Origin of the sequence: Pseudomonas sp. 3JA, assembly GCF_036961705.1 — a bacterium.
In the GTDB taxonomy this organism is placed as follows: domain Bacteria; phylum Pseudomonadota; class Gammaproteobacteria; order Pseudomonadales; family Pseudomonadaceae; genus Aquipseudomonas; species Aquipseudomonas fluorescens_Q.
The window spans coordinates 98116-120669 of record NZ_JBAMDJ010000006.1 but is presented as its reverse complement, the minus strand read 5'-3'; the positions used below and the strand labels follow the sequence as shown (position 1 = coordinate 120669).

At 62.2% G+C, this 22554-nt stretch carries 25 protein-coding genes; 7 read left to right on the top strand and 18 right to left on the bottom strand.

All coding sequences use genetic code 11. From position 1 onward, the window contains the following. Positions 1 to 254: 254 nt before the first annotated feature. The 4 genes from V7773_RS06730 (at position 255) to V7773_RS06715 (ending at position 5554) form a co-directional block, all read left to right on the top strand. Positions 255 to 2027: an N-acetylglutaminylglutamine amidotransferase gene (locus V7773_RS06730; RefSeq protein ID WP_092144937.1), complete on the top strand. Its 1773-nt coding sequence runs from the start codon at positions 255 to 257 to the stop codon at positions 2025 to 2027. 3 nt (positions 2028 to 2030) lie between these two features. Next, positions 2031 to 3776: an N-acetylglutaminylglutamine synthetase gene (gene ngg / locus V7773_RS06725; RefSeq protein WP_063322376.1), complete on the top strand. Its 1746-nt coding sequence runs from the start codon at positions 2031 to 2033 to the stop codon at positions 3774 to 3776. Positions 3777 to 3954: 178 nt separating this feature from the next. Beyond that, positions 3955 to 5145 carry an osmoprotectant NAGGN system M42 family peptidase gene (locus tag V7773_RS06720; protein WP_063322377.1) on the top strand — a complete coding sequence of 397 codons (1191 nt, stop codon included), beginning with the start codon at positions 3955 to 3957 and terminating at the stop codon, positions 5143 to 5145. Between the two features lie 181 nt (positions 5146 to 5326). Then, entirely contained in the window at positions 5327 to 5554 is a 228-nt protein-coding gene (locus V7773_RS06715) for a YheU family protein (RefSeq protein WP_003199186.1), read from the top strand. On the opposite strand, the gene csrA is transcribed toward V7773_RS06715, so the two are convergent. The 3 genes from csrA to V7773_RS06700 all read right to left on the bottom strand — a co-directional run bounded on the left by csrA (position 5543) and on the right by V7773_RS06700 (position 7100). Continuing rightward, the gene (gene csrA, locus V7773_RS06710; protein ID WP_072349382.1) at positions 5543 to 5743 is read right to left on the bottom strand and encodes a carbon storage regulator CsrA; all 201 of its coding nucleotides are present in this window, start codon (positions 5741 to 5743) and stop codon (positions 5543 to 5545) included. The genes V7773_RS06715 and csrA overlap by 12 nt on opposite strands. 151 nt (positions 5744 to 5894) lie before the next feature. Then, positions 5895 to 6227 carry a YnfA family protein gene (locus tag V7773_RS06705; protein ID WP_063325143.1) on the bottom strand — a complete coding sequence of 111 codons (333 nt, stop codon included), beginning with the start codon at positions 6225 to 6227 and terminating at the stop codon, positions 5895 to 5897. Between the two features lie 57 nt (positions 6228 to 6284). Next, complete coding sequence (locus V7773_RS06700) at positions 6285 to 7100, bottom strand: SDR family oxidoreductase (RefSeq protein WP_336072746.1); 816 nt, start codon at positions 7098 to 7100, stop codon at positions 6285 to 6287. A 232-nt stretch (positions 7101 to 7332) separates the two neighbouring features. Between V7773_RS06700 and V7773_RS06695 the strand changes: the two genes are divergently transcribed. Then, a complete protein-coding gene (locus tag V7773_RS06695; protein ID WP_018606531.1) occupies positions 7333 to 7485 on the top strand; it encodes a DUF3309 family protein in 153 nt (50 codons plus the stop codon). Positions 7486 to 7547: 62 nt separating this feature from the next. Here V7773_RS06695 and V7773_RS06690 read toward each other — a convergent pair whose 3' ends face one another. The 11 genes from V7773_RS06690 to ccmA form a co-directional block, all read right to left on the bottom strand. Next, complete coding sequence (locus V7773_RS06690; protein WP_336072745.1) at positions 7548 to 9641, bottom strand: LTA synthase family protein; 2094 nt, start codon at positions 9639 to 9641, stop codon at positions 7548 to 7550. Positions 9642 to 10067: 426 nt separating this feature from the next. Next, on the bottom strand, positions 10068 to 10475 hold the full coding sequence (locus tag V7773_RS06685; RefSeq protein WP_336072744.1) for a hypothetical protein: 408 nt from the start codon (positions 10473 to 10475) through the stop codon (positions 10068 to 10070). Positions 10476 to 10489: 14 nt separating this feature from the next. Further along, entirely contained in the window at positions 10490 to 11692 is a 1203-nt protein-coding gene (gene ccmI / locus V7773_RS06680) for a c-type cytochrome biogenesis protein CcmI (RefSeq protein ID WP_336072743.1), read from the bottom strand. Then, on the bottom strand, positions 11685 to 12158 hold the full coding sequence (locus V7773_RS06675) for a cytochrome c-type biogenesis protein (protein WP_003199166.1): 474 nt from the start codon (positions 12156 to 12158) through the stop codon (positions 11685 to 11687). The genes ccmI and V7773_RS06675 overlap by 8 nt, the downstream gene beginning before the upstream one ends. Continuing rightward, the gene (locus V7773_RS06670; protein ID WP_063322384.1) at positions 12155 to 12691 is read right to left on the bottom strand and encodes a DsbE family thiol:disulfide interchange protein; all 537 of its coding nucleotides are present in this window, start codon (positions 12689 to 12691) and stop codon (positions 12155 to 12157) included. The genes V7773_RS06675 and V7773_RS06670 overlap by 4 nt, the downstream gene beginning before the upstream one ends. Continuing rightward, positions 12688 to 14676: a heme lyase CcmF/NrfE family subunit gene (locus tag V7773_RS06665; protein ID WP_336072742.1), complete on the bottom strand. Its 1989-nt coding sequence runs from the start codon at positions 14674 to 14676 to the stop codon at positions 12688 to 12690. The genes V7773_RS06670 and V7773_RS06665 overlap by 4 nt, the downstream gene beginning before the upstream one ends. A 3-nt stretch (positions 14677 to 14679) precedes the next feature. Continuing rightward, the gene (gene ccmE / locus V7773_RS06660; protein ID WP_063322386.1) at positions 14680 to 15135 is read right to left on the bottom strand and encodes a cytochrome c maturation protein CcmE; all 456 of its coding nucleotides are present in this window, start codon (positions 15133 to 15135) and stop codon (positions 14680 to 14682) included. Continuing rightward, positions 15132 to 15308 carry a heme exporter protein CcmD gene (ccmD, locus tag V7773_RS06655; protein ID WP_003199159.1) on the bottom strand — a complete coding sequence of 59 codons (177 nt, stop codon included), beginning with the start codon at positions 15306 to 15308 and terminating at the stop codon, positions 15132 to 15134. Before ccmD ends, ccmE begins: the two co-directional genes overlap by 4 nt. Continuing rightward, complete coding sequence (locus tag V7773_RS06650) at positions 15305 to 16060, bottom strand: heme ABC transporter permease (protein ID WP_063322387.1); 756 nt, start codon at positions 16058 to 16060, stop codon at positions 15305 to 15307. Before V7773_RS06650 ends, ccmD begins: the two co-directional genes overlap by 4 nt. Positions 16061 to 16154: 94 nt before the next feature. Continuing rightward, positions 16155 to 16823 carry a heme exporter protein CcmB gene (ccmB, locus tag V7773_RS06645; RefSeq protein ID WP_003199151.1) on the bottom strand — a complete coding sequence of 223 codons (669 nt, stop codon included), beginning with the start codon at positions 16821 to 16823 and terminating at the stop codon, positions 16155 to 16157. Beyond that, entirely contained in the window at positions 16820 to 17455 is a 636-nt protein-coding gene (gene ccmA / locus V7773_RS06640) for a cytochrome c biogenesis heme-transporting ATPase CcmA (RefSeq protein WP_336072741.1), read from the bottom strand. The genes ccmB and ccmA overlap by 4 nt, the downstream gene beginning before the upstream one ends. Positions 17456 to 17654: 199 nt before the next feature. Here ccmA and fliK point away from each other — a divergent pair, with 199 nt between their 5' ends. Together fliK and V7773_RS06630 are read left to right on the top strand one after the other, a co-directional pair. Beyond that, entirely contained in the window at positions 17655 to 19226 is a 1572-nt protein-coding gene (fliK, locus tag V7773_RS06635; RefSeq protein ID WP_336072740.1) for a flagellar hook-length control protein FliK, read from the top strand. After that, a complete protein-coding gene (locus tag V7773_RS06630; RefSeq protein WP_063322390.1) occupies positions 19223 to 19552 on the top strand; it encodes an EscU/YscU/HrcU family type III secretion system export apparatus switch protein in 330 nt (109 codons plus the stop codon). Before fliK ends, V7773_RS06630 begins: the two co-directional genes overlap by 4 nt. Before the next feature lie 248 nt (positions 19553 to 19800). On the opposite strand, the gene V7773_RS06625 is transcribed toward V7773_RS06630, so the two are convergent. From V7773_RS06625 to V7773_RS06610, 4 genes are all read right to left on the bottom strand, one after another. Then, complete coding sequence (locus tag V7773_RS06625) at positions 19801 to 20196, bottom strand: DUF2802 domain-containing protein (RefSeq protein WP_003183966.1); 396 nt, start codon at positions 20194 to 20196, stop codon at positions 19801 to 19803. 1 nt (position 20197) lies between these two features. Continuing rightward, positions 20198 to 20683 carry a chemotaxis protein CheW gene (locus tag V7773_RS06620; RefSeq protein ID WP_003199144.1) on the bottom strand — a complete coding sequence of 162 codons (486 nt, stop codon included), beginning with the start codon at positions 20681 to 20683 and terminating at the stop codon, positions 20198 to 20200. 72 nt (positions 20684 to 20755) lie between these two features. After that, entirely contained in the window at positions 20756 to 21631 is an 876-nt protein-coding gene (locus tag V7773_RS06615) for a CheW domain-containing protein (protein WP_063322391.1), read from the bottom strand. A gap of 96 nt (positions 21632 to 21727) precedes the next feature. Next, entirely contained in the window at positions 21728 to 22519 is a 792-nt protein-coding gene (locus V7773_RS06610; protein WP_053120309.1) for a ParA family protein, read from the bottom strand. Between the last annotated feature and the right edge of the window lie 35 nt (positions 22520 to 22554).

The window sequence follows — 22554 nt, the reverse complement described above, 5'->3', positions numbered from 1 at the left end:
ATGGTGTGCCCCAATCCCTTGCTCGCGATGGCGGTGGATCAGTTGGCATCTGAGTTGACTGCCCCACTGCTATCGCGAGCAAGCTCGCTCCCACAGGTTCCTCTTATCCCGTGAGGCATGGGGCACCCCCTACCCGCCGGCTTATAACGCATCGATCTAAAACTCACAGCAATCCCTCCGGTCAGTTTCAGGGTACCCGCCCTTTTGGCGGGTGCGGCTTGACCCCTCCCCAACGGAAAAACCGGTAAGGACTTATGTGCGGATTAGCTGGAGAGTTACGTTTCGATCAACAACCTGCGGACCTTGCGGCCGTAGAGCGAATCACCCATCACCTGGCCCCTCGCGGCCCCGACGCCTGGGGTTTTCATAGCCAGGGACCGATTGCCCTTGGGCATCGGCGCCTGAAAATCATGGACCTGTCGGACGGCTCGGCCCAGCCGATGATCGACAATCAGCTGGGCCTGTCCCTGGCCTTCAACGGCGCGATCTACAACTACCCGGAGCTGCGCAGCGAACTCGAAGGCCTGGGCTACAGCTTCTATTCCGGTGGCGACACCGAAGTGCTGCTCAAGGGCTATCACGCCTGGGGCGAAGCGCTGCTGCCCAAGCTCAACGGCATGTTCGCCTTCGCCATCTGGGAACGCGATGCCAAGCGCCTGTTCATCGCCCGCGACCGCCTCGGCGTGAAGCCGCTGTACCTGTCGCGCACCGGCCAACGGCTACGTTTCGCCTCGGCATTGCCGGCGCTGCTCAAGGGCGGCGATATCAACCCGATGCTCGACCCGGTGGCCCTCAACCATTACCTGAATTTCCACGCGGTGGTCCCGGCGCCCCGCACCTTGCTGGCGGGTGTTGAAAAACTGCCGCCCGCCACTTGGATGCGCATCGAAGCCGACGGTAGCACCGAGCAGAAAACCTGGTGGACCCTGCCCTACGGACCACGGGCCGACGAACTGCACCTGAACCTGGAAGACTGGATCGAGCGTGTGCTCGACAGCACCCGTGAAGCGGTCGCCATTCGCCAACGCGCCGCCGTGGATGTCGGCGTACTGCTTTCCGGTGGCGTGGATTCGAGCATGCTCGTGGGCCTGCTGCGGGAAGTTGGCGTAGAGGACCTGTCGACCTTCTCTATCGGTTTCCAGGATGCCGGTGGCGAGCGCGGTGACGAGTTCCAGTATTCGGACCTGATCGCCAAGCACTACGGCACCCGCCACCACCAACTGCGTATCGACGAAAAAGAGATCATCGAGCAACTGCCGGCAGCGTTCCGTGCCATGAGCGAACCGATGGTCAGCCACGACTGCATCGCCTTCTATCTACTGTCGCGGGAAGTGGCCAAGCACTGCAAAGTGGTGCAAAGCGGCCAGGGCGCCGACGAGTTGTTTGCCGGTTACCACTGGTACCCGCAGGTCGATGGCGCCAGCGATCCGTACGCGGCCTATCGCGCGGCCTTCTTCGACCGCAGCCATGAAGAATATGCCGCCACCGTGCAGCCCAAATGGCTGACGGCCAACGACGCCGCCGGCGACTTCGTCAAGGAACATTTCGCCCAGCCCGGGGCCGATGCCGCGGTAGACAAGGCCCTGCGCCTGGACAGCACCGTGATGCTGGTGGACGACCCGGTCAAGCGCGTCGACAACATGACCATGGCCTGGGGCCTGGAAGCGCGCACGCCCTTCCTGGACTACCGCCTGGTGGAACTCTCGGCCAGGGTCCCCGCGAAGTTCAAGCTGCCCGATGGCGGCAAACAGGTACTCAAGGAAGCCGCCCGGCGGGTGATCCCCGGCGAGGTCATCGACCGCAAAAAAGGCTATTTCCCCGTGCCAGGCCTCAAGCACCTGGAAGGCAACACCCTGGCCTGGGTTCGCGAACTGCTGCTGGATCCGAGCCAGGACCGCGGCCTGTTCAACCCGGCCATGCTCGACCGCCTGCTGACCGACCCCAACGGCCAGCTCACGCCATTGCGCGGCTCACGACTGTGGCAACTGGCGGCGCTGAACCTGTGGCTCAGCGAGCAAGGAATCTGATCGATGAAACCTCATGCAACGGTTCACAACCAACGCCTCTTGCGCGGCCAGGCGCCCTCCTATGAACGCCTGCAGGCACGCCTGGCCGAAGACGGCAGCGAATTGGGCGCCGACCCGATCGCGGTGCATTGCGGCTGGGGCCGACTTTTGATCGGCCACACCTTCCCGGACCCGGCAAGCCTGGCCCGGGAACTGCTCAACGAACAACCCGGCGAAAGGGACATTGCCTTATACGTGGCCGCACCCCAGCAAGTGCTGGGGCTGGAACCGGCCCAACTGTTCCTCGATCCGTCCGACACCTTGCGCCTGTGGTTCAGCGACTATCGCCAGGCCACGCGGGTATTTCGCGGCTTTCGGATTCGCCGGGCCCAAGGCGAGACCGACTGGCAGGCCATCAACCAGCTCTACCAAGCCCGGGGCATGTTGCCCATCGACCCACTGCGCCTGACCCCGCGCCATGAGGGTGGCCCTGTCTATTGGCTGGCCGAAGATGACGACACCGGTGCGGTGATCGGCAGCGTCATGGGCCTGAATCACCAGAAGGCCTTCAACGACCCGGAAAACGGCAGCAGCCTCTGGTGCCTGGCCGTGGACCCGCAATGTCCGCGGCCCGGTGTTGGCGAAGTGCTGGTACGTCACCTCATCGAGCATTTCATGAGCCGTGGCTTGAGTTACCTCGACCTGTCGGTGTTGCACGACAATCGCCTGGCGAAAAACCTCTACGCCAAACTCGGTTTTCGCAATCTCTCGACCTTCGCCATTAAACGCAAGAACGGCATCAACCAGCCGTTGTTCCTGGGGCCAGGCCCCGAAGCGCAGTTCAATCCTTATGCGCGTATCATTGTCGAAGAAGCTCACCGCCGAGGCATCGACGTTCAGGTAGACGATGCCGAGGCTGGCTTGTTCACCCTGGTCCATGGCAGCCGCCGGGTCCGATGCCGCGAATCCTTGAGCGACCTGACCAGCGCCATCAGCATGACGCTGTGCCAGAACAAAAGCCTGACCCACAAAGTGCTGAAAAGCGCCGGCCTTAACCTGCCGGCCCAACAGTTGGCGGGCAATGCCGATGACAACCTGGCGTTTCTCGACGAGCACGAACGGGTGGTGGTCAAGCCGCTGGACGGCGAACAGGGCCAAGGCGTGGCGGTGGATTTGCGCACCATCGAGGAGGTGCAGAGCGCCATCGAAGCGGCCCGGCAATTCGATAGCCAGGTCTTGCTGGAAAGTTTCCACGAGGGTCTGGACCTGCGCATCCTGGTGATCGGTTTTGAAGTGGTGGCGGCGGCGATCCGGCGCCCGGCGGAAGTGATCGGCGATGGCCGGCACACCATCGGCGCGTTGATCGAAGCCCAGAGCCGCCGACGCCAAGCGGCCACGGGCGGCGAAAGTAAAATCCCGATGGATGGCGAGACCTTGCGCACACTCAACGCGGCGGGGTTCGACTACGACAGCGTGCTGCCCGCTGGGGAGCACCTGTTCGTACGGCGTACGGCGAACCTGCATACCGGCGGCGTGCTGGAGGATGTCACCGGGATCCTGCATCCGACCCTGGTCGATGCGGCGGTGCGCGCCGCACGGGCGCTGGACATCCCCATGGTCGGCCTCGACCTGCTGGTGCCGGCGGCCGATCAACCCGAGTATGTGTTCATCGAAGCCAACGAACGCGCAGGCTTGGCCAACCACGAACCACAACCCACCGCCGAGCGCTTTGTGGATTTGTTGTTTCCCCATAGCCAGGCGGTGGCCTAGCCCTTCTTCTGTGGCGAGGGAGCTTGCTCCCGCTGGGCTGCGAAGCAGCCCTTCTCCGTTGCCCTCCGGGTCTGTGCATTGACCTGGAGCTCAAAGGGGACCGCTCGCGGTCCAGCGGGAGCAAGCTCCCTCGCCACAAGGTTCCCCTATTCAACTTAATGTTCCGTGAGGAGTTTCCATGATCAGCAAAATTCCAGAACCGGATCTCGAATACCTGCAGAAAGTCCTGCTGGAAATGCTCGCCATTCCCAGCCCTACCGGCTTTACCGACACCATCGTGCGTTATGTCGCCGAGCGGCTCGAAGAGCTGGGGATCGCTTTTGAAATGACCCGCCGTGGCACAATCCGCGCCACGCTCAAGGGGCGCAAGAGCAGCCCCGACCGGGCCGTGTCGGCGCACTTGGATACCATCGGTGCCTCAGTGCGGGCCATCAAGGACAACGGCCGCCTGACCCTGGCCCCGGTGGGTTGCTGGTCCAGCCGATTTGCCGAAGGCAGCCGGGTCAGCCTGTTTACCGACACTGGCGTGATCCGTGGCAGCGTGCTGCCGTTGATGGCGTCCGGGCACGCGTTCAATACCGCCGTGGATGAACTGCCCATCAGTTGGGACCACATCGAGCTGCGCCTGGACGCCTACTGCGCCACGCGCGCCGATTGCGAAACCCTGGGGGTGGGCATCGGTGATTACGTCGCCTTCGATCCCCTGCCGGAATTTACCGAAAGCGGCCACATCAGCGCCCGGCACCTGGACGACAAAGCCGGGGTCGCAGCCCTGTTGGCGGCGCTGAAGGCGATTGTCGACAGCGGCGAAGAGCTGCTGATCGATTGTCACCCACTGTTCACCATCACCGAGGAAACCGGCAGCGGTGCAGCGGCGGCACTGCCCTGGGATGTCAGCGAATTTGTCGGCATCGACATCGCGCCCGTCGCCCCTGGCCAGCACTCAAGCGAACATTCGGTCAGCGTGGCGATGCAGGACTCCGGAGGCCCCTACGACTATCATCTGTCGCGGCACTTGCTGAAACTGGCCAAGGAGAACGAGGTACCGGCACGCCGCGACCTGTTCCGCTACTACTTCAGCGACGCTCATTCGGCCATCACCGCCGGCCACGATATCCGTACCGCCCTGCTCGCCTTCGGCTGCGACGCCACCCACGGCTACGAACGCACCCACATCGACAGCCTGGCCGCCCTCAGTCGCCTGCTCGGCGCCTACATCCTCAGCCCGCCGGTGTTCGCCAGCGACGCGCAACCCGCCCAAGGCTCACTGGACCGCTTCAGTCATCAGATCGAACACGATACCCAGATGGAAAGCGATACCCGGGTGCCATCGGTGGATAGCCTGGTGGGGCAGCGCTCCGATAGCTGATCCAACATTCACAGTCTGGGCTATTGCCATCGCGAGCAAGCTCGCTCCCACACTTGAAATGCATTCCTCTGTGGTAGCGAGCTTGCTCGCGATGAGGCCAGAACCGGCCCCACAAAACCCAAGGCTAGCCGCAAAAGCCCATTGGCCGTAGCATCGTCCCATTGTCTAGCCGAGGTACCCCATGCTCATCCCCCACGACCAACTCGAAGTCGACACGCTCACCCGCCTGATCGAGGATTTCGTGACCCGCGACGGCACCGACAATGGTGACGACACCCCACTGGAAACGCGGGTTCTGCGGGTCAGGCAAGCACTGACCAAAGGCCAGGCGTTGATCGTCTTCGACCCCGAAAGTGAACAGTGTCAACTGATGCTCAAGCACGACGTGCCAAAACACCTATTCGACTGAACAGGCCTTGCGAATGGCCTGGGCCTTTTTCTTCTGGATCTTGTCGTAGATTTCGGAGCGATGGACATCGACGTGCCGTGGCGCTTCCACGCCGAAACGCACCGTGCCGCCGCTGACCGACAGCACACGGACGGAAATATCGTCACCAATGGAAATCAACTCACCTACAGCGCGGCTTAATACAAGCATGGTTCTTGTCCTTAAGAATGTCTGGACCCTGACCATGCCCGGCCTGTTCCCCGTTCTCAAGACACCCGCGAGAATTCAGTAAGGCCCTACAAGCAAAGTTCTTGTGACTGACGGAAACTTCCTGCAAAACCCTGTCGGACCGCCGGTTATTTCAGGGGGCCGAGAACCGCGGGCCGAATAGAATCACACTCGCCCCCAAGACGCAGAGTGCCACGCCAATCCAGTCGGACCCCAGTGGTCGCACCCGCTCAACCACCGCCAGCCAGCCGATCGACGCAATGATATAGAGGCCGCCATAAGCGGCGTAGGCGCGCCCGGCGTACGTCGCTTCGACGCGGGTCAACAACAGGGCGAACAACGTGAGACTGAGCAACGCCGGGGCGATCCACCAGGCACTCTTGCCCTGGCGCAACCACATCCAGAAGGCGTAGCAGCCCGCGATCTCAAACAGGGCGGCGAGAAAAAACCACAGGTAATTGAGCATGCAGATGTCCATCAGGAAGGCCGAATGGCGCCATCCTGAGGACATCGGGCACCCAGGTCAATTGAGGTTTTGCCGGGCCTTGGCGCGCATCTTGTCAGCCATGACGGCCATTTCGTCGTACAGCAACTGTGGGTTCTTCTGCTTGAGGGCCCAAGCCATGCGTCCCTGTTCGTGGGGCAGGATCATGAACTGCCCCTGGGCGACCTGCTGATAGATGTAGTCGGCAATGTCCGTGGCGCTGATCGGTGAGCTTTCCAGCAACTTGCCGACCTGGGCTTTCATGGCCGGGGTCGGGCCACGGAAGGAGTCCAACAGATTGGTCTGGAAGAACGACGGACACACCACGTGTACACCCACTTCCTGCTGCGCCAGCTCCACCAGCAGGCTTTCCGACAGCGCCACGACACCCGCCTTGGCCACGTTGTAGTTGCTCATGGCCGGGCCCTGCATCAGGGCTGCCATGGAGGCGATGTTGATGATCTTGCCACGGCTTTTTTCCAGCAGCGGCAAGAACGCCTTGCAGCCCTTGACCACACCCATGAGGTTGATCGCGATCTGCCAGTCCCAATCCTCCAGGGAAAGCTCGCTGAAGAAGCCGCCCGAGGCCACGCCGGCATTGTTGACGATGATATCGATACCGCCGAATTTCTCTTCGCAGGCCTGGGCGAACGCAGTCAATTGGCTGTAGTCGCGCACATCGCAGCGCTGGATGAAGCCGTCGCCACCGGCACCACGCACTAGCTTGAGGGTTTCCACGAGGCCCGGTTCGCTGACATCCGATAAGGCCAGGCGCCATCCTTCGCGGGCCCAGCGCAGCGCGATTTCGCGACCCAGGCCAGAGCCGGCACCAGTGATCATCATGCGATTTTGCATAGCAGACAGCCTTGTTGTTCCGGGAGAGATAGGCCGAGTGTAGCGAAGGCGTTCAACGGACCCACGCTCCATCAGAGTGCTGAATGGCGAGGGCAAACCGTAGGCGCTACAAAAACTTTGAATTTTCTACAAGGCGCAACGGTCGGACTTATTAAGCCGCCCGGATTTAACGCATGCGCGCTGGTAGTTGGAAGTTGTATCACTCCAGAACTGACCAATAAGGAAATCTACAATGGGCACAATACTTATCATTATCCTGATCCTCCTGCTGATCGGTGGTCTTCCCGTCTTCCCGCACTCAAGAAGTTGGGGTTACGGCCCGTCCGGTATCATCGGTGTGGTGTTGGTAGTGCTGTTGATCCTGCTACTACTGGGCAAGATATAAACCACTCAGTAAGCGCAAAAAAAAGAGGCCTTGGCAGGCCTCTTTTTTATGTGCGCCGTTTATCAGTCCGGCTTGCCGTCAACAACGCCGGCGGTGTTATCCAGCAGGCTCTTGGTCGCGGTTTGCAGGAAAGATTCAAGCTTGAGTTTCATCGGCGCGGTGTCCGGTGCATTCGGGATGATTTCCGCACCTGGGTTGGCGCCCAGTTCATAGCGATACATCTTCGGTTCCATTTCCTTTTCCTTCGGCAGGACCAGGATATGGTCATCGCGGATGATCGCCGTGGTCTGCTCGCTGCCCGACGGCTTGATCACACCAAAACCGGGATCGCCTTGCGGCAGGTTCAACAGGTCACGGCCCCAGCACTGGTTCCGTACTTGCCCACCGATCCGGCCCATGATGGTCGGCACGATGTCGACCTGAGTACCTACGGTGTGATTACGCTGGCCGAATTTCTCCTGGACGCCCGGGCCGATCAACAGCATCGGCACGTTGAAACGGCCCAGGTCCATCTCGGTGATCTGGCGTTCGTTGCCAAAGCCATGGTCGCCGACCACGACGAACAGGGTTTCCTTGAAGTAAGGCTCCTTGCGGGCCTTCTCGAAGAACTGGCCCAGGGCCCAGTCGGAGTAGCGCATGGCGGTCAGGTGTTCGTTCAGCCGACCACGGTCGGTGACCGGCTCGACCGGCAACGGCGTCGGCAATGCATAAGGGGTGTGGTTGGACAGGGTTTGCAGCAAGGCATAGAACGGCTTGCCGTTTTCCCGCGCCTTGAGCTCGATCAGGCCACGGTCGAACATGTCTTGGTCGGACACACCCCAGGTGGGATCGGAAAACACCGGGTTCACATAGTCGTTACGCCCGATGAAGTTGGTCATGCCCTGGCTGCTGAAGAACCCCGACTGGTTGTCCCAGGCGAAATCGCCGTTGTAGACATACACGTCGTCGTAGTCACGGGCGCTGAGCAGTTGCGGCAGGCCTGACAGCTTGTGGCTGCCCTCCGGCGTCTGCATCAGGTATTCGAAACCCGGCAGGTTCGGGAAGCACGCCATGGTGGCGAACATGCCCTGGTGGGTGTGGGTGCCGTTGGAGAAGAAACGGTCGAACAGCAGGCCTTCCTTGGCCAGTTTGTCCATGTAGGGCGTGATGTTGCCCGGCGCGCCCAAGGCGCCCACCGAGTGACCGGCCATGCTTTCCATGAGGATCACGACCACATTCTTGATCGGCAGGGTCTTGTCCGCCGGTGGCGTGTAGTCGCGGCGCACGGCGGCTGTCGCGGTGTCCACCAGTTTATCGTCAGGCATCACCAGCATGTCGCGCACGGTCTGCTGCGCCAGCGATTGCTCAAGGGTGGCTTTCCAGATGTTGTCGCGGTCTTCGGACATCCGGCTCTTGGCCGCCGCCACCAGCGACAAGGTGCCGTTGAGGCCCAACTGGTTGGCGAAGTTCGAATCGGTGGTGTAGACGTCGCCCCAGCGCAGGGGCGGCCCTTGGCGCAAGGTGCCGCGCGCGGCGGTCACGGCGACCAGCAGGCAAACGACAAACACCGCGACACGCCCATACCACGGGGCGATCTGCCGAGTGCCAATGGTGCCGCCACTGAACGGCCCGCGGGGACGCGTGGCGCGGTCGGCACCCTTGAACGCCAGACTGAGGATAATGGTGCCGCCGGCCCACGCCAGCAGGTAGCGCACCACCGGGAAACCGTACCAGAGCATGCTCATCACGGTTTTCGGGTCTTCCTTTACATACTGGAAGACCAGGCCGTTGAGGCGCTGGTGGAATTCACGGTAGAAATCCATCTCCATCAAGCCCAGGAACAGCGCGATGCTGGAAGTGACAGTCAGCCAGAAACGAAAGAACCCACGGGCCGCCATGGCCCTTGCGCTGAACAACGCCAGCAACAACGGGATGCAGAGGTAGACCACCAGGCGCAAGTCGAAACGCAGGCCGTTGACGAAGGCTTCAACGAAGGTCGAAGCCGGCGTGTCGAGGATCATCTCGCGGTTATAGACCAGCAGCGCCACGCGCAGCAGGCTGAACATGACCATCATCACCAAGGCACAAAGCAACGTGTAGGCCAGGTGCGATTTGACAGTCGGTTGCAGCAGGCGATGCGTGGTGCGCTGCTGACTCAGGGCGTCCGGGATTGCCATGTCGTTTAAGGACCCTATCGGAATTGGAGTGACAAAAAGAAACAACGGCGCGCCCTCTGTTGGCCAAAACCTGGCCCCGGGACTTGCGCGAGTGCGCAAATGTTGCACGAACGGCTATGGCATTGCCATTAAATAACCGACGGCGATATGAGCGCGGGGGATTGTCCGCAAGATTTAGTGAAAATTTCGTTCAAAGAATATCCAGAAACACAAAAATCCCGGCCTGGTAATGCGGTTGAGCCGAACACTGTTGTGGCGAGGGAGCTTGCTCCCGCTCGGCTGCAAAGCAGTCGTAGAACCCGAATAACGAAATAGGCCTGACGGACCGCGGTGGCCGGATTGGGGCTGCTTCGCAGCCCAGCGGGAGCAAGCTCCCTCGCCACAGGGTGGCCGATCACATCCAGTCCAGTGTGAAAACGATCATCGTCAATGAAACTGGCGTCCAAGACCCGCCGGCACGCCTTCGATGGTGGTGTCTTCCCATGGGCCATTCGGGCTGACGGAACGGCTCCAACCATTGTTCCAGCGGTAATAGGTTCGCTGGCGATAAAACGTGTTCGTCTGGTTGTCCAGCACATAGACCCCAAGCTTGGCGTCCCAATGGCTGTTGCCACCCGGCGGCGGGGCGAAGCTGGCGGAAGTACGCGGCAGCGGTTTGGCCGGCTTGTTCGGGATGACAGGTTTGCCCGGCGGTGTGGACGGGGCCGGTTTGCTGGTCGGGGTCGACGACGGGATCGGTGGCAGCGGCGCCGAGGGCTCCGACGGACGCTGGACCGCACAAGCGCTCAGGCCCATGACGAGCGTGAGCAGGGTGATACGAGCGATGGCGGTCATGGTGCGAATTCCTGTTATTTGTCCGGACTGTCGATGGTCAATTGTTGCTGCGCCGTGGTGCTGCTCGCCAGGGGCTGGCTGCGGCCGATCCACTCACCCGCGGTCGGCTGGCCGGCCCGGGAGATGCGCGCCACCAGTTGGACTTCGGGGAAGTTCGACAGTTTCAACTGCGGCATCATGGCGTCCGCGTCGCCCAGTTCCACCGTGACCGGCAGATCGGCGACCGTCAGGCGCTTGGCGGCCAGCGGCGCAGGTGGGCCGGAAACGGCGCGAGCGAAGATGAACACACTGTCGCCCGGCTGCACCTTGGCCTTGAGTGCCGGCGCCAGGTCCACGCGCACCTTGAGCAATGCCGCAGCCTTGGCGATAGGCGCCTGGGCGACCTTGCCGCCACTGGCCTGCAGCTTCTCGGTGGCACGGGTAATGCCGCCCTGCAGCGCCTCCCGTGACTTGTCGCCCTCCGGCAGTTGCGCGAGCAGACGCCCCCAGTAGTCGATCGCATCCTGATAACGCTCGCCTTCAAACGCGGCGATGCCCAACAGGCCGAGGCTGGTGACTTCCTTCGGATCGAGTTTGAGCGCTTCGTCGGTCAAGGCCTGGACTTTATCCGACCATTTCTTGCCATCGGCGAAATACTGCGCCTGGGCCCACTGGCCCAACAGTTCCGGTTGACGACCGGCGACGGCCACGGTGCGCTCGAAGAGCTTCGCCGCGTCCGCCGGCCGATCCTGCGCCATGTAGGTTCGCCCGAGGAAGTACAGCCCCTCGGCATTATCCGGCTGCGCCGCCACGGCGCGTTCCAGGCGCAGGGTCATCTCTTCCATCGACTGCGGCGCCTGGGCGAATTCACGGGTCAGCTCGACCTTGTCACTGGCACCGAAATGCAGGTACAGCGCCAGGCCCAACAACGGTACCAGCGCGGCGGCGAGCAACGGCAACGGCTTGCCCAACCGGGATTCGCGCGGTGTGTCGGCGCCCTCGGTGTCGGCGAGCAGTTCACGGGCGGCTTCGGCGCGACCGGTGTCCAGTTGCGCCGCGTTGAGCACACCCTCCTCCCGCTCGGTCTGCAATTCGGCGACACGTTCCTGATACAACGCCACGTTGAGTGCGGTACGGTCCTCCTCCAGTTGGGCGCGACGACCGCGCAGCACAGGGATCAACAGAAAACTCAGGGCAACCAGAAGAAGCAGACCTGCGGCGAGCCAGAAATCAATCATGTTTGGTTTTATCCAACAGTTGGTCGAGGCGCTGGCGCTCTTCGACAGAAAGCGTGTCCGGGGCGGCGGTGCGCTGGACCCGGCGGCGGCGCACGATCACTGCAATGACAACGAAACCACCAAACAACAGCCCGGCGGGGCCGAACCAGAGCAGCGCCGTCTTGGAGGACAGGGCGGGGTTGTAGCGCACGAACTCACCGTAGCGATCGACCATGAAATCGATGATCTGCTGGTTGTCCTTGCCCTCACCGAGCATGCGGAAGATTTCCTTGCGCAGGTCGGCGGCAATTGGCGCGTTGGAGTCGGCGATGTCCTGGTTCTGGCACTTGGGGCAGCGCAGTTCCTTGGTCAGTTCGCGAAATCGCTCGCGCTCGCCGTCGTTGGCGAATTCGTAGGTATCAATGGCGGCATGGGCCACACCGGCAAGGCTCAGGCCGAGGATGGCGGCAGCTAACCAGCGCTTCATGGCTTGGCCTCGTCCACCAGTGCCTGATACTTGGCGGCCAGTTTCTCGCGCCAGACCTGCTCGTCGATCACGCCGACGAACTTGTCGCGGATGATGCCCTTGGCATCGATGAAGAACGTTTCCGGCGCGCCGTAGACACCCAGGTTCAGGCCCAGGGAGCCGTCTTCATCGCGAATGTCCAGTTGATACGGATTGTGGAACTCGGCCAGCCATTTCAAGGCGTCGGCATTGACGTCCTTGTAATTGACGCCATAGATCACCACCCCGTTCTGGGCCAGCTTGTTCAACACCGGGTGCTCGACCCGGCAGGAGATGCACCAGGTGCCCCACACGTTGACCAGCGCCGGCTTGCCCAGCAGGTCGGCGCGGGTCAAGGTCTTGTCGCCCTGCACCGATGGCAGGGAGAAATCCGGGAACGGCTTGCCGATCATCGCCGAGGGCAACTCGCTCGGGTTCAGGTACAGCCCGCGGTACAAAAACACCGCCATCAACAGGAACAGCGCCAGCGGCACCAACATCAACCAACGTTTCATGCAGTGGCTCCCGTCATGCCCAGGGTCTCACGCACCCGGGTTTTCACCTTGACTCGATAACGACGATCCAGCGCCGCCAACACCCCACCCAGGCCGGTGAGTAAGCCACCGAACCAGATCCAGCGTACGAACGGCTTGACGTGGACCCGTACCGCCCACGCGCCGTCGCCCAGGGACTCGCCCAGCGCCACGTAGAGATCGCGGGTGAAACCGGCATCGATGCCAGCTTCGGTCATGACCGAGTTCTGCACGGTGTAGAGACGTTTTTCCGGGTGCAGCACGGTGATTTCCTGGCCGTTGCGAATAACCCGCACAGTGCCTTTGTCGGACGTGAAGTTCGGGCCCTCGAAATGTTTGGCGCCCTCGAAAACGAACTGATAACCGGCCAGGTCCATGGACTCACCCGGCGCCAGGCGCAGGTCGCGCTCGGCGCTGTTCTGGCTGGACAGCACCACGCCCAGGGCGCAGACGGCGATGCCCAGGTGGGCGACCTGCATGCCCCAGTAACTGCGGGTCAGGGTCGGCAGGCCCTTGATCAGGCCTTTGTGCCGGGTCTTGTCGAAGATGTCCCGCACACCCGCCAGCAATACCCAGGCCGCCAGCACGAACGTCGCCAACACCGCCCAGTTGAAATCGCCATACGCCACGCCGGCCACCACGGCCAGAGCGGCCGTGCCCAGCAGCACCGGGGTCAACATGCCCAGCAGCCACTTGACCGGGGTGTCTTTCCAGCGCACCAGCACACCGATGGCCATCACCACCATCAGGATCGCCATCAGCGGGATGAACAACGCATTGAAGTATGGCGGCCCCACCGACAGCTTGGCGCCGGACAACGCATCGAGCACCAGCGGGTACAACGTCCCCAGCAGGATCATCGACGCGGCCACCACCAACACCAGGTTATTGCCCAGCAACAGGGTTTCCCGTGACCAGAGGTTGAAGCCGACCTGGCTCTTGACCACCGGCGCACGCAGGGCGAACAGCGTCAGCGAACCGCCGACCACGAGCAGCAGGAACATCAGGATGAACACGCCGCGCTCGGGGTCAGAGGCAAAGGCGTGCACCGACGTGAGTACGCCGGAACGCACCAGGAAGGTTCCCAGCAGGCTCAGCGAGAACGCCGCGATGGCCAGCAACACGGTCCAGCTCTTGAACACCCCGCGTTTTTCCGTGACAGCCAGGGAGTGAATCAGCGCCGTGCCCACCAGCCAGGGCATGAAGGACGCGTTTTCCACCGGGTCCCAGAACCACCAGCCGCCCCAGCCGAGCTCGTAGTAGGCCCACCACGAGCCAAGGGTGATGCCGATGCCGAGGAAGGCCCAGGCGACGATGGTCCACGGACGCGACCAGCGTGCCCACGCGGCATCGAGGCGCCCACCGAGCAACGCGGCGATAGCGAAGGCGAAGGCCACGGAGAAGCCGACGTAGCCCATGTAGAGCATTGGCGGGTGAACGATCAGGCCGATGTCTTGCAGCAATGGGTTGAGGTCGCGGCCATCCGTCGGCATCTGCGGCAGGATGCGCTCGAACGGGTTGGAGGTGACGATCAAAAACAGCAGGAAACCGGTGCTGATCATGCCCATCACCGCCAGCACCCGGGCCAGCATCACTTGGGGCAACTGCCGGGAAAACACCGAGACGGCGAAGGTCCAGCCGGCAAGGATCAACGCCCAGAGCAACAGCGACCCCTCATGGGCGCCCCACACCGCGCTGAACTTGTAGTACCAGGGCAAGGCGCTGTTGGAGTTGCTGGCGACGTAGGCCACCGAAAAATCGTCAGCCATGAAGGCATAGGTCAGGCAACCGAAGGCAAACAGCATGAAGGCGAACTGGCCCCATGCCGCCGGCTGGGCCAGGCTCATCCACAAACGGTCGCCGCGCCAGGCACCTAGCAAGGGCACCACGGCCTGCACCAGTGAGAAACACAGGGCCAGGATCATCGCCAGGTGGCCCAACTCGGGAATAAAAATGCCTGTGGTCATCGATCAACCCTCCTTCACGGGAGCGGGCGCCGACTGGCCGCTGTCTTTCAGCGCCTTGGTCACTTCCGGCGGCATGTATTTTTCGTCGTGCTTGGCCAGCACTTCATCGGCCACCACCACGCCGTCGGCGTTGAGCTTGCCCAGGGCGACGATGCCCTGCCCTTCGCGGAACAGGTCCGGGAGGATACCGCGATAGGTGATGGTCACGGTCTTGTTGAAGTCGGTGACATTGAACTTCACATCCAGTGAATCCCCGGAGCGCTCCAGCGAGCCTTTTTCCACCATACCGCCAGCGCGGATGCGGGTGTCCTTGGGTGCTTCACCGTTGGCGATCTGGGTCGGGGTGTAGAACAGGTTGATGTTCTGCTTCAGGGCACTCAGGGCCAGGGCGACCGCGACACCGACACCCACCAGGATCGCAAGAATGATGACAAGACGTTTTTTGCGCAGCGGATTCACTGACCGTTCTCCCGGCGCAGACGACGCGCCTCTTGTTGCAGATACCGCTTGCGGGCCAGGATCGGCACCGCCACGTTGAGGGCCAGCACCACCAGGCAAATGCCATAGGCTGACCAGACATACAGGCCATGATGGCCCATGGCGAGGAAATCGCCGAATGAAGCGAAACTCATCGAACGGCCTCCAGACTGTTCTGCACTTCGGCCTTCACCCAACTGGCCCGGGACTCGCGCTTGAGCACTTCCAGACGCATGCGCAGCAACAGCACCGCGCCGAAGAAACAGTAGAAACCCAACACCGTCAGCAACAGCGGCAGCCACATTTCGACGGGCATCGCCGGTTTTTCGGTAAGGGTGAAGGTTGCACCCTGGTGCAGGGTGTTCCACCACTCCACCGAGTACTTGATGATCGGGATGTTGATCACGCCGACAATCGCCAGCACTGCGCAGGCCTTGGCGGCACTGTCACGATTGCTGATGGCGTTGCCCAGCGCAATAAGACCGAAGTACAGGAACAGCAGGATCAGCATCGATGTCAGTCGCGCATCCCAGACCCACCATGAACCCCAGGTCGGCTTGCCCCAGATGGCCCCGGTGACCAGCGCCACGGCCGTCATCCAGGCACCGATGGGCGCGGCGCATTGCAGGGCTACGTCAGCCAGCTTCATCTTCCACACCAGCCCGACCACACCGCACACCGCCAGCATCACGTAGACGGACTGGGCCAGCAGCGCCGTGGGCACGTGGATGTAGATGATGCGAAAGCTGTTGCCTTGCTGGTAGTCCGGCGGTGCGAAAGCCAGGCCCCAGACCACGCCAGAACCAATCAACAACAATGCAGCGATGCTCAACCATGGGAGCAGTTTGCCGCTGATGCCGTAGAACCACTTGGGTGAGCCGAGCTTGTGAAACCAGGTCCAGTTCATCGTTGTTTCCATCACGGTTGCGGCTCGCCGTCACGAACCGCCGGGGCAGCCTTTACTTCCAAAGAAGTGGTCAATTTTTGACCAGGCCTCGTTATTATTCGCCGACGCTGATCTTCAGGCCAGCGGCTATTGCAAAGGGTGTCAGGGTTATCGCCAGGGCGGTCAGGCTCCCAAGCCACAGCAGATAACCGGTCGCGGGCATGCCTTGCAACGCCGCTTGCAAGGCACCACTGCCCAGGATCAGGACCGGGATATACAACGGCAGGATCAGCAGCGCCAGCAATAGGCCGCCGCGCTTCAACCCCACCGTCAACGCCGCGCCCACCGCACCGAGCAGGCTCAGCACCGGCGTGCCCAGCAGCAGCGACACCAGCAGCACCGGCATGCACGCGCCGGGCAGCCCCAGCATCATTGCCAGCAATGGCGAGAGCAATACCAGTGCCAGCCCGGAAAAAACCCAGTGTGCCAGCACCTTGGCCAAAACCAGAAGGGCCAGGGGGTGCGACGAAAGGACCCACTGTTCCAGCGAGCCGTCTTCGAAATCACTGCGGAAAAGCCCGTCCAGCGAGAGCAGGACCGATAAAAGCGCGGCGACCCAGACCAGTCCCGGAGACAAGGTTTGCAACAATTGAGTCTCCGGCCCGACCGCCAACGGAAACAATGCAATGACAATCGCGAAGAACACCAGCGGATTGGCCAATTCGGCCGGACGACGGAACAGCAGGCGCGCCTCGCGGGCAAGCAACAGGCCAAACACACTCATACGGCCCAGTTCCCCAGATCAATGTTGCGATAACCGGCCGGCATCCGCGCCAGCGTGTGGTGGGTGGTCAAGAGCACCATGCCACCGTTTTCACAGTGCTGGGCCAAGTGTTCCTCGAGTTGCGCGACGCCCTGCTTGTCCAGGGCGGTGAATGGCTCGTCGAGAATCCACAGCGGCGGGCTGTCCAGGTACAGCCGGGCCAGCGCCACGCGGCGTTGCTGGCCGGCAGACAGGGTGTGGCTCGGCACGTCTTCAAAGCCGCGCAGCCCTACCGCCGCCAACGCCTGCCAGATCGCTTCGCGGCCGACCGGCGTATGCAAAGCGCAGAGCCAACTGAGATTTTCTTCGGGGGTCAGCAAATCCTTGATACCGGCGGCATGGCCGATCCAGAGCAGATTGCGGGCCAGCTCGCTACGCTGGTCGTGCAAGGGCTGGCCATTGAGCAACACCTGGCCTGCGGTCGGTTGCATCAAACCGGCCAGCAGGCGCAGCAAGCTGGTCTTGCCGCTGCCGTTGGGACCACTGATTTGCACCATATCGCCGGGCGAGAGTCTCAATTCGAGATTTTCGAAAAGCAGCCGCAAGTCTCGCTCACAGGCGAGGCCGACGGTTTGCAGGAGAGGACTGGTCAAGGGATCGCGGGCCTTATACGGTTCAAGTCGGCGGTGCAGCGGCCGTTAAAGAGGTGCAGCATAGATGCTTTGACGGCCTGTTCCACAGAGCTGCGTCAAACAATTGCAAGGTTTTCGCCACTCCCTGAAAGACGGGCGGCATTATACATGTGATGCCCTACTCTCAAGAGGGCTTATTTTCCCCAGGGTAAGACCGCAGATGACAGGCGACATCAACATCCTGCCGCTGCCCCAGGCCACGGCAACGACGCGTATGCCAGCGGTGACGGGCGAGCTGCTCAAATTGCTGGCACCGGCCGAAGGGCTGATCGGCCCCGGCCAGACCGCCCAGGCCGAAGTGCTGTCGCTCAAGCAGGCGGACCAGACCTTCCAGTTGCTGCTCAAGGTCACGTTGGAAAGCGGCCGCCAGACCACCGTGCAGGCCAGCAGCACCCAGCCGTTGCCACAGGGCACCAGCCTGGCCGTGACCCAACCGTCCGCCAGCAACCTGGCCATCACCGTGCAACAGGCCGTCGCTTCCAGCGTCGCCACCCTGACCCGGATCGACACCGCACAGTTGCCGGTCGGCACCCTGCTGCAAGGCAAGGTGCTGACCAGCCAGGCCCTGCCGCAATTGCCTGGGCAACCGGCGGTGTATCGCTCGTTGGTGAGCCTGCTCAACACCGCCCAGGCCGGCAGCACCCTGGACATCGACAGCCCGCAACCGCTGCGAATCGGCACGCTGTTGAGTGCCCAGGTGCAAGATGCCCAGACGCTGAAGTTCGTTCCGCTGAGCAACCGCCACGAGCAATTGGCGGTGAGCCAGCAATTGGTCACGCAAATGAGCCAGCAGGGCTCGCTGGACAATCTGATCACCGTCCTGCAAAACCTTCCGGCCAACGATGACACCGGTGCCGAGCTGCGCGCCGCGGTGACACGCCTGTTGGCCAGCCTGCCGGATGTCCAGCAACTGAGCACGCCCAAGGGGCTGGCCCAGGCCATGGTCGCCAGCGGTGTGTTCCTGGAAAGCAAGTTACTCGCAGGACAGCCGCCGGGGCCGGCACCCGACCTCAAAGGCGACCTGCTCAAGCTGATCGCCCAACTGACGCCGGCCCTGCCCGCATCCACCAACCTCACGGCCATCATTGCCGCCAACACCCTGGCCCAAGTACTGCCCAGTTTTGTCCGCAACGCCCTGGGAACCCTCGGCCAGGTCAGCGCCAAGCCGCAACCCACCAGCTTCCCCCTGCCCTCACGCCAGATGAAAGGCCAGGACGAAGAAGGCGACCTCGAACACCTGCTGCGCCTGGCCGCTGCCGCCGTGTCGCGCCTGCAAAGCCATCAATTGTCGAGCCTGGAGCAAACTGGCCTGACTGACGACGGTCGGCTGATGAGCACCTGGCAATTGGAAATCCCGATGCGCAATCTGCAGGACATCGTGCCCTTGCAGGTCAAGTTCCAGCGCGAGGAAACCCCGCCCCGGGAGCAACCAGACGAACGCCGTGAAGAACGCGAGCCGAAACAGCAGCTCTGGCGGGTGGAATTGGCGTTCGACATGGAACCGCTGGGGCCGCTGCAGGTTCAGGCGCAATTGCTCAGCGGCAGCCTGTCGAGCCAGCTGTGGGCCGAACGGCCGTACACCGCGAGCCTGATCGAAAGCAACCTGACAGCGCTGCGTGAGCGCCTGGTGACCTGTGGCCTGAACGTCGGCGACCTGGACTGCCACCTCGGCACTCCGCCCCAAGGCCCCAAGACTCGTCTGGAACAACGCTGGGTGGACGAAACCGCATGACAACCCACACCGAACCCCGCCAGGCCATCGCCCTCAAGTACGACGGCCACCACGCCCCGACCCTCACCGCCAAGGGCGACGAAGCCCTGGCCGAGGAAATCCTGCGGATCGCCCGGGAAAGCGAAGTACCGATTTATGAAAACGCTGAGTTGGTGAAGCTGTTGGCCCGGATGGAATTGGGCGACAGCATTCCGGAGGAGCTGTACCGCACGATTGCCGAGATCATTGCGTTTGCCTGGAACCTCAAGGGCAAGTTTCCCCAGGGCTACGACCCGAATGCGCCGAGTGCCGAGAAGGACGTGACGGACCGCGGCGAGGATTACTGATTACAGCAACGCTGTTCCCGCGGCGAGGGAGCTTGCTCCCGCTCGGTTGCGCAGCAACCGCAAAAAGATGGGGCCGCTGCGCGCCCCAGCGGGAGCAAGCTCCCTCGCCACAGGGGCTGAGCGGGAAAAATTGGTCCGCCAGAAAAACCTGTGGGAGCTTGCTCGCGATGGCGGGCGCACAGTTGTGTTGACTGTTACACCGCTATCGCGAGCAAGCTCGCTCCCACATTGGATTGGGGTGAACGCGATCAGCCGCCCTTGTGCAGCTTACTCATCAACTCCGCCTCGGCCTGGGTCAGGCCGCAGGCTTGGGTCAGTTCGTCGACGCTGGCGCCCATGCCCACCAGGCGGGCAGCCTGGGCGAAGGACAGGCTGGAGGGGTCGCGCTGTTCCAACTGGGCGAGTTTATCCGGCAACGGCGCGACCACGGCACGCAGCTCATGGAGCGCTTCGCCCATGCGCACGGTGCCGTTCTGGTAATCATCGACGCGCTTGGCCAGGTCCTTGATGCGCTGGTCGCGCAGCGCATCGCCCTGGGCCTGCTGAGCGGCGATCTGCCGCTGGCCACGTATATACGCCAAGAACATCGCCAGCGTGCCTGCCCAGAAAAGGAACAGGACAATGACTGCTACCTCAAGAATCAAATCAGATACTCTCCAGTTCCGACCACTCTTCTTCGCTCATCATCTTGTCCAGTTCAACCAGAATCAGCAACTCGTTGTTCTTGTTGCACACGCCCTGGATGAACTTGGCGGATTCTTCGTTACCCACGTTCGGCGCCGTCTCGATTTCCGACTGACGCAGGTAAACCACTTCAGCGACGCTGTCGACCATGATGCCAACCACTTGCTTGTCGGCTTCGATGATGACGATCCGGGTGTTGTCGCTGATCTCGGCATTCATCAGGCCGAAGCGCTGGCGGGTATCGATCACCGTAACCACGTTGCCACGCAGGTTGATGATGCCCAGCACGTAGCTCGGTGCACCCGGTACCGGGGCGATCTCGGTATAGCGCAGCACTTCCTGAACGCGCATCACATTGATGCCGTAGGTTTCGTTATCGAGCTTGAAGGTTACCCATTGCAGAATCGGATCTTCAGAACCCTTTTGAGACGACGCCTTATCATTCATACCCTGACCCCTCGAAAAACCGCCTGTGGCGGCGTGTATTCTGTCCGGCGACGCTGTGCGCCGCCGGTTGTCTTATTTCGGTTTCTGGACCGGCTTCTTACTGCCGCCCAAGTGTTTTGCCCCGCCGCTGGCGATCAGCTCCGCCAGCTCGGAAACGTCCAGCAAGGCGCACATATGCTCGATCACCGTACCGGCCAGCCATGGCCGTTGCCCTCGATGGCTGCGCCACTTGATCTCGTTCGGGTCCAGGCGCAGCGAACGGCTGACCTGATGCACCGCCAAACCCCATTCGTAACCTTGCACCGAAATCACGTATTGCAGGCCCTGGCGAAAATCATCGCGATAACGGTCCGGCATGACCCAGCGCGCGGTATCCAGCACCTTCAGGTTGCCGGCCTGGCTCGGCAGGATTCCGAGGAACCATTCCGGCTGGCCAAACAACGGCGTCAATTCCTGCCCGGCCAAGGAATAAATCGATCCCAGGCATACCAGCGGCACCGCCAGGGTCAACCCGGCCACATCGAACAACAAACACTCGAACGGCTCGGCAGCCCAGGCCGGACGGTCGTCGCCCGGCACCGGCGGTGGCGGGCTGCTCGGCGGCAGGTGGATTTCCACCACCGGCGTCACCAGGCCTTGCAGCAACGGGGCAACGGTCGAGACCGGCGCCAGGATCGGCGCAGGTGCGTCCATGACCGCCACCTGAGGCTTGATGAACGGTGCCTCGACCGCCGCAGCCACTACTGCTTTCTGTGCATCACGGGCCTGCTCTTCGAGCACGGCCGCCTGAAACTCATCCAGCACACCCTTGGCTTCGACATTCTCGGGCAACGCCTCGATCAGGCTGGGCTGTGGTGGCAATTCTTCGGTTGCTTCCTGCAACAGCCCATCCAGATAGGATTGCAGGGCCATTTGCGGACGCGAAGTTGTCTTTATCGGGCGGCTCATAGGAACAGTGCGCCACTTGAAGAGGTTATCGGCATGAATGCGCTAGGACTTGAGCGTTCGCAAGCGAACGCAGTGCCAGTGGAAAGCCTCGTCACCTTAAGCCACCTGCTGCGGAACAAGCTGCTGGGCCAACAGGTGCTTGAGCAGCGCCCGGTAGGCCAGCACGCCACGGCTCTTGCCATCGAATTGCGAGGGCGTCACACCCGCGCGGCTGGCGTCCCGCAAGCGGGTATCGACGGGGATATAGCCTTGCCAGATGTCCTCCGGGTACATGTCCCGCAACACCCGCAGGGTGCCCAGGGACGCCTGGGTGCGACGATCGAACAAGGTCGGCACGATGTTGAAGGCCAGCGTCTGCTTGCGCGAGCGGTTGACCATCGCCAGTGTATTGACCATGCGCTCCAGGCCCTTGACGGCCAAGTGCTCGGTCTGCACCGGGATCACCAACTGCTGGCTGGCAGCCAAGGCATTGACCATCAGCAAACCCAGCAACGGCGGGCTGTCGATGATCGCGTAATCGAAATCCTGCCACAGCTGCGCCAGACTCTTGGCGATCACCAAGCCCAGCCCGCTCTGCCCGGGCGACTGTCGCTCCAGGGTGGCGAGAGCGGTGCTCGATGGCAGCAGGGAAATCCGCTCGTCGCTGGTGGACAACAGCAACTGCCCCGGCAGGCCCTCGGGCACAACGCCCTTGTGCAGGAACAGGTCGTAGTTGCTGTGCTCCAGGCTATCGGGATCGTAGCCGAAATAGCTGGTCATCGAGCCATGGGGGTCCAGATCGACGATGACCACGCGCTTGCCCGCCTCGGCCAGCAACCCGGCTAAAGCGATGGAAGATGTGGTCTTGCCCACACCACCTTTTTGATTGGCGACTGCCCAGACTCTCATTCGGATCGTTCCTCCCGGCCGAAACAGGCTCGACC

Excerpts from the sequence above, each read along its gene's own strand:
- V7773_RS06730 (WP_092144937.1), top strand. The coding sequence starts at position 255 with ATGTGCGGATTAGCTGGAGAGTTACGTTTCGATCAACAACCTGCGGAC.
- V7773_RS06615 (WP_063322391.1), bottom strand. The coding sequence starts at position 21,631 with ATGAGCCGCCCGATAAAGACAACTTCGCGTCCGCAAATGGCCCTGCAA.
- V7773_RS06670 (WP_063322384.1), bottom strand. The coding sequence starts at position 12,691 with ATGAAACGTTGGTTGATGTTGGTGCCGCTGGCGCTGTTCCTGTTGATG.
- V7773_RS06630 (WP_063322390.1), top strand. The coding sequence starts at position 19,223 with ATGACAACCCACACCGAACCCCGCCAGGCCATCGCCCTCAAGTACGAC.
- ccmI (WP_336072743.1), bottom strand. The coding sequence starts at position 11,692 with ATGATTGATTTCTGGCTCGCCGCAGGTCTGCTTCTTCTGGTTGCCCTG.
- ngg (WP_063322376.1), top strand. The coding sequence starts at position 2,031 with ATGAAACCTCATGCAACGGTTCACAACCAACGCCTCTTGCGCGGCCAG.
- ccmB (WP_003199151.1), bottom strand. The coding sequence starts at position 16,823 with ATGAGTGTGTTTGGCCTGTTGCTTGCCCGCGAGGCGCGCCTGCTGTTC.
- csrA (WP_072349382.1), bottom strand. The coding sequence starts at position 5,743 with ATGCTTGTATTAAGCCGCGCTGTAGGTGAGTTGATTTCCATTGGTGAC.
- V7773_RS06685 (WP_336072744.1), bottom strand. The coding sequence starts at position 10,475 with ATGACCGCCATCGCTCGTATCACCCTGCTCACGCTCGTCATGGGCCTG.
- V7773_RS06675 (WP_003199166.1), bottom strand. The coding sequence starts at position 12,158 with ATGAAGCGCTGGTTAGCTGCCGCCATCCTCGGCCTGAGCCTTGCCGGT.
- V7773_RS06700 (WP_336072746.1), bottom strand. The coding sequence starts at position 7,100 with ATGCAAAATCGCATGATGATCACTGGTGCCGGCTCTGGCCTGGGTCGC.
- V7773_RS06610 (WP_053120309.1), bottom strand. The coding sequence starts at position 22,519 with ATGAGAGTCTGGGCAGTCGCCAATCAAAAAGGTGGTGTGGGCAAGACC.
- fliK (WP_336072740.1), top strand. The coding sequence starts at position 17,655 with ATGACAGGCGACATCAACATCCTGCCGCTGCCCCAGGCCACGGCAACG.
- V7773_RS06665 (WP_336072742.1), bottom strand. The coding sequence starts at position 14,676 with ATGACCACAGGCATTTTTATTCCCGAGTTGGGCCACCTGGCGATGATC.
- V7773_RS06620 (WP_003199144.1), bottom strand. The coding sequence starts at position 20,683 with ATGAATGATAAGGCGTCGTCTCAAAAGGGTTCTGAAGATCCGATTCTG.
- ccmD (WP_003199159.1), bottom strand. The coding sequence starts at position 15,308 with ATGAGTTTCGCTTCATTCGGCGATTTCCTCGCCATGGGCCATCATGGC.
- V7773_RS06720 (WP_063322377.1), top strand. The coding sequence starts at position 3,955 with ATGATCAGCAAAATTCCAGAACCGGATCTCGAATACCTGCAGAAAGTC.
- V7773_RS06690 (WP_336072745.1), bottom strand. The coding sequence starts at position 9,641 with ATGGCAATCCCGGACGCCCTGAGTCAGCAGCGCACCACGCATCGCCTG.
- V7773_RS06650 (WP_063322387.1), bottom strand. The coding sequence starts at position 16,060 with ATGAACTGGACCTGGTTTCACAAGCTCGGCTCACCCAAGTGGTTCTAC.
- V7773_RS06715 (WP_003199186.1), top strand. The coding sequence starts at position 5,327 with ATGCTCATCCCCCACGACCAACTCGAAGTCGACACGCTCACCCGCCTG.
- V7773_RS06695 (WP_018606531.1), top strand. The coding sequence starts at position 7,333 with ATGGGCACAATACTTATCATTATCCTGATCCTCCTGCTGATCGGTGGT.
- V7773_RS06705 (WP_063325143.1), bottom strand. The coding sequence starts at position 6,227 with ATGCTCAATTACCTGTGGTTTTTTCTCGCCGCCCTGTTTGAGATCGCG.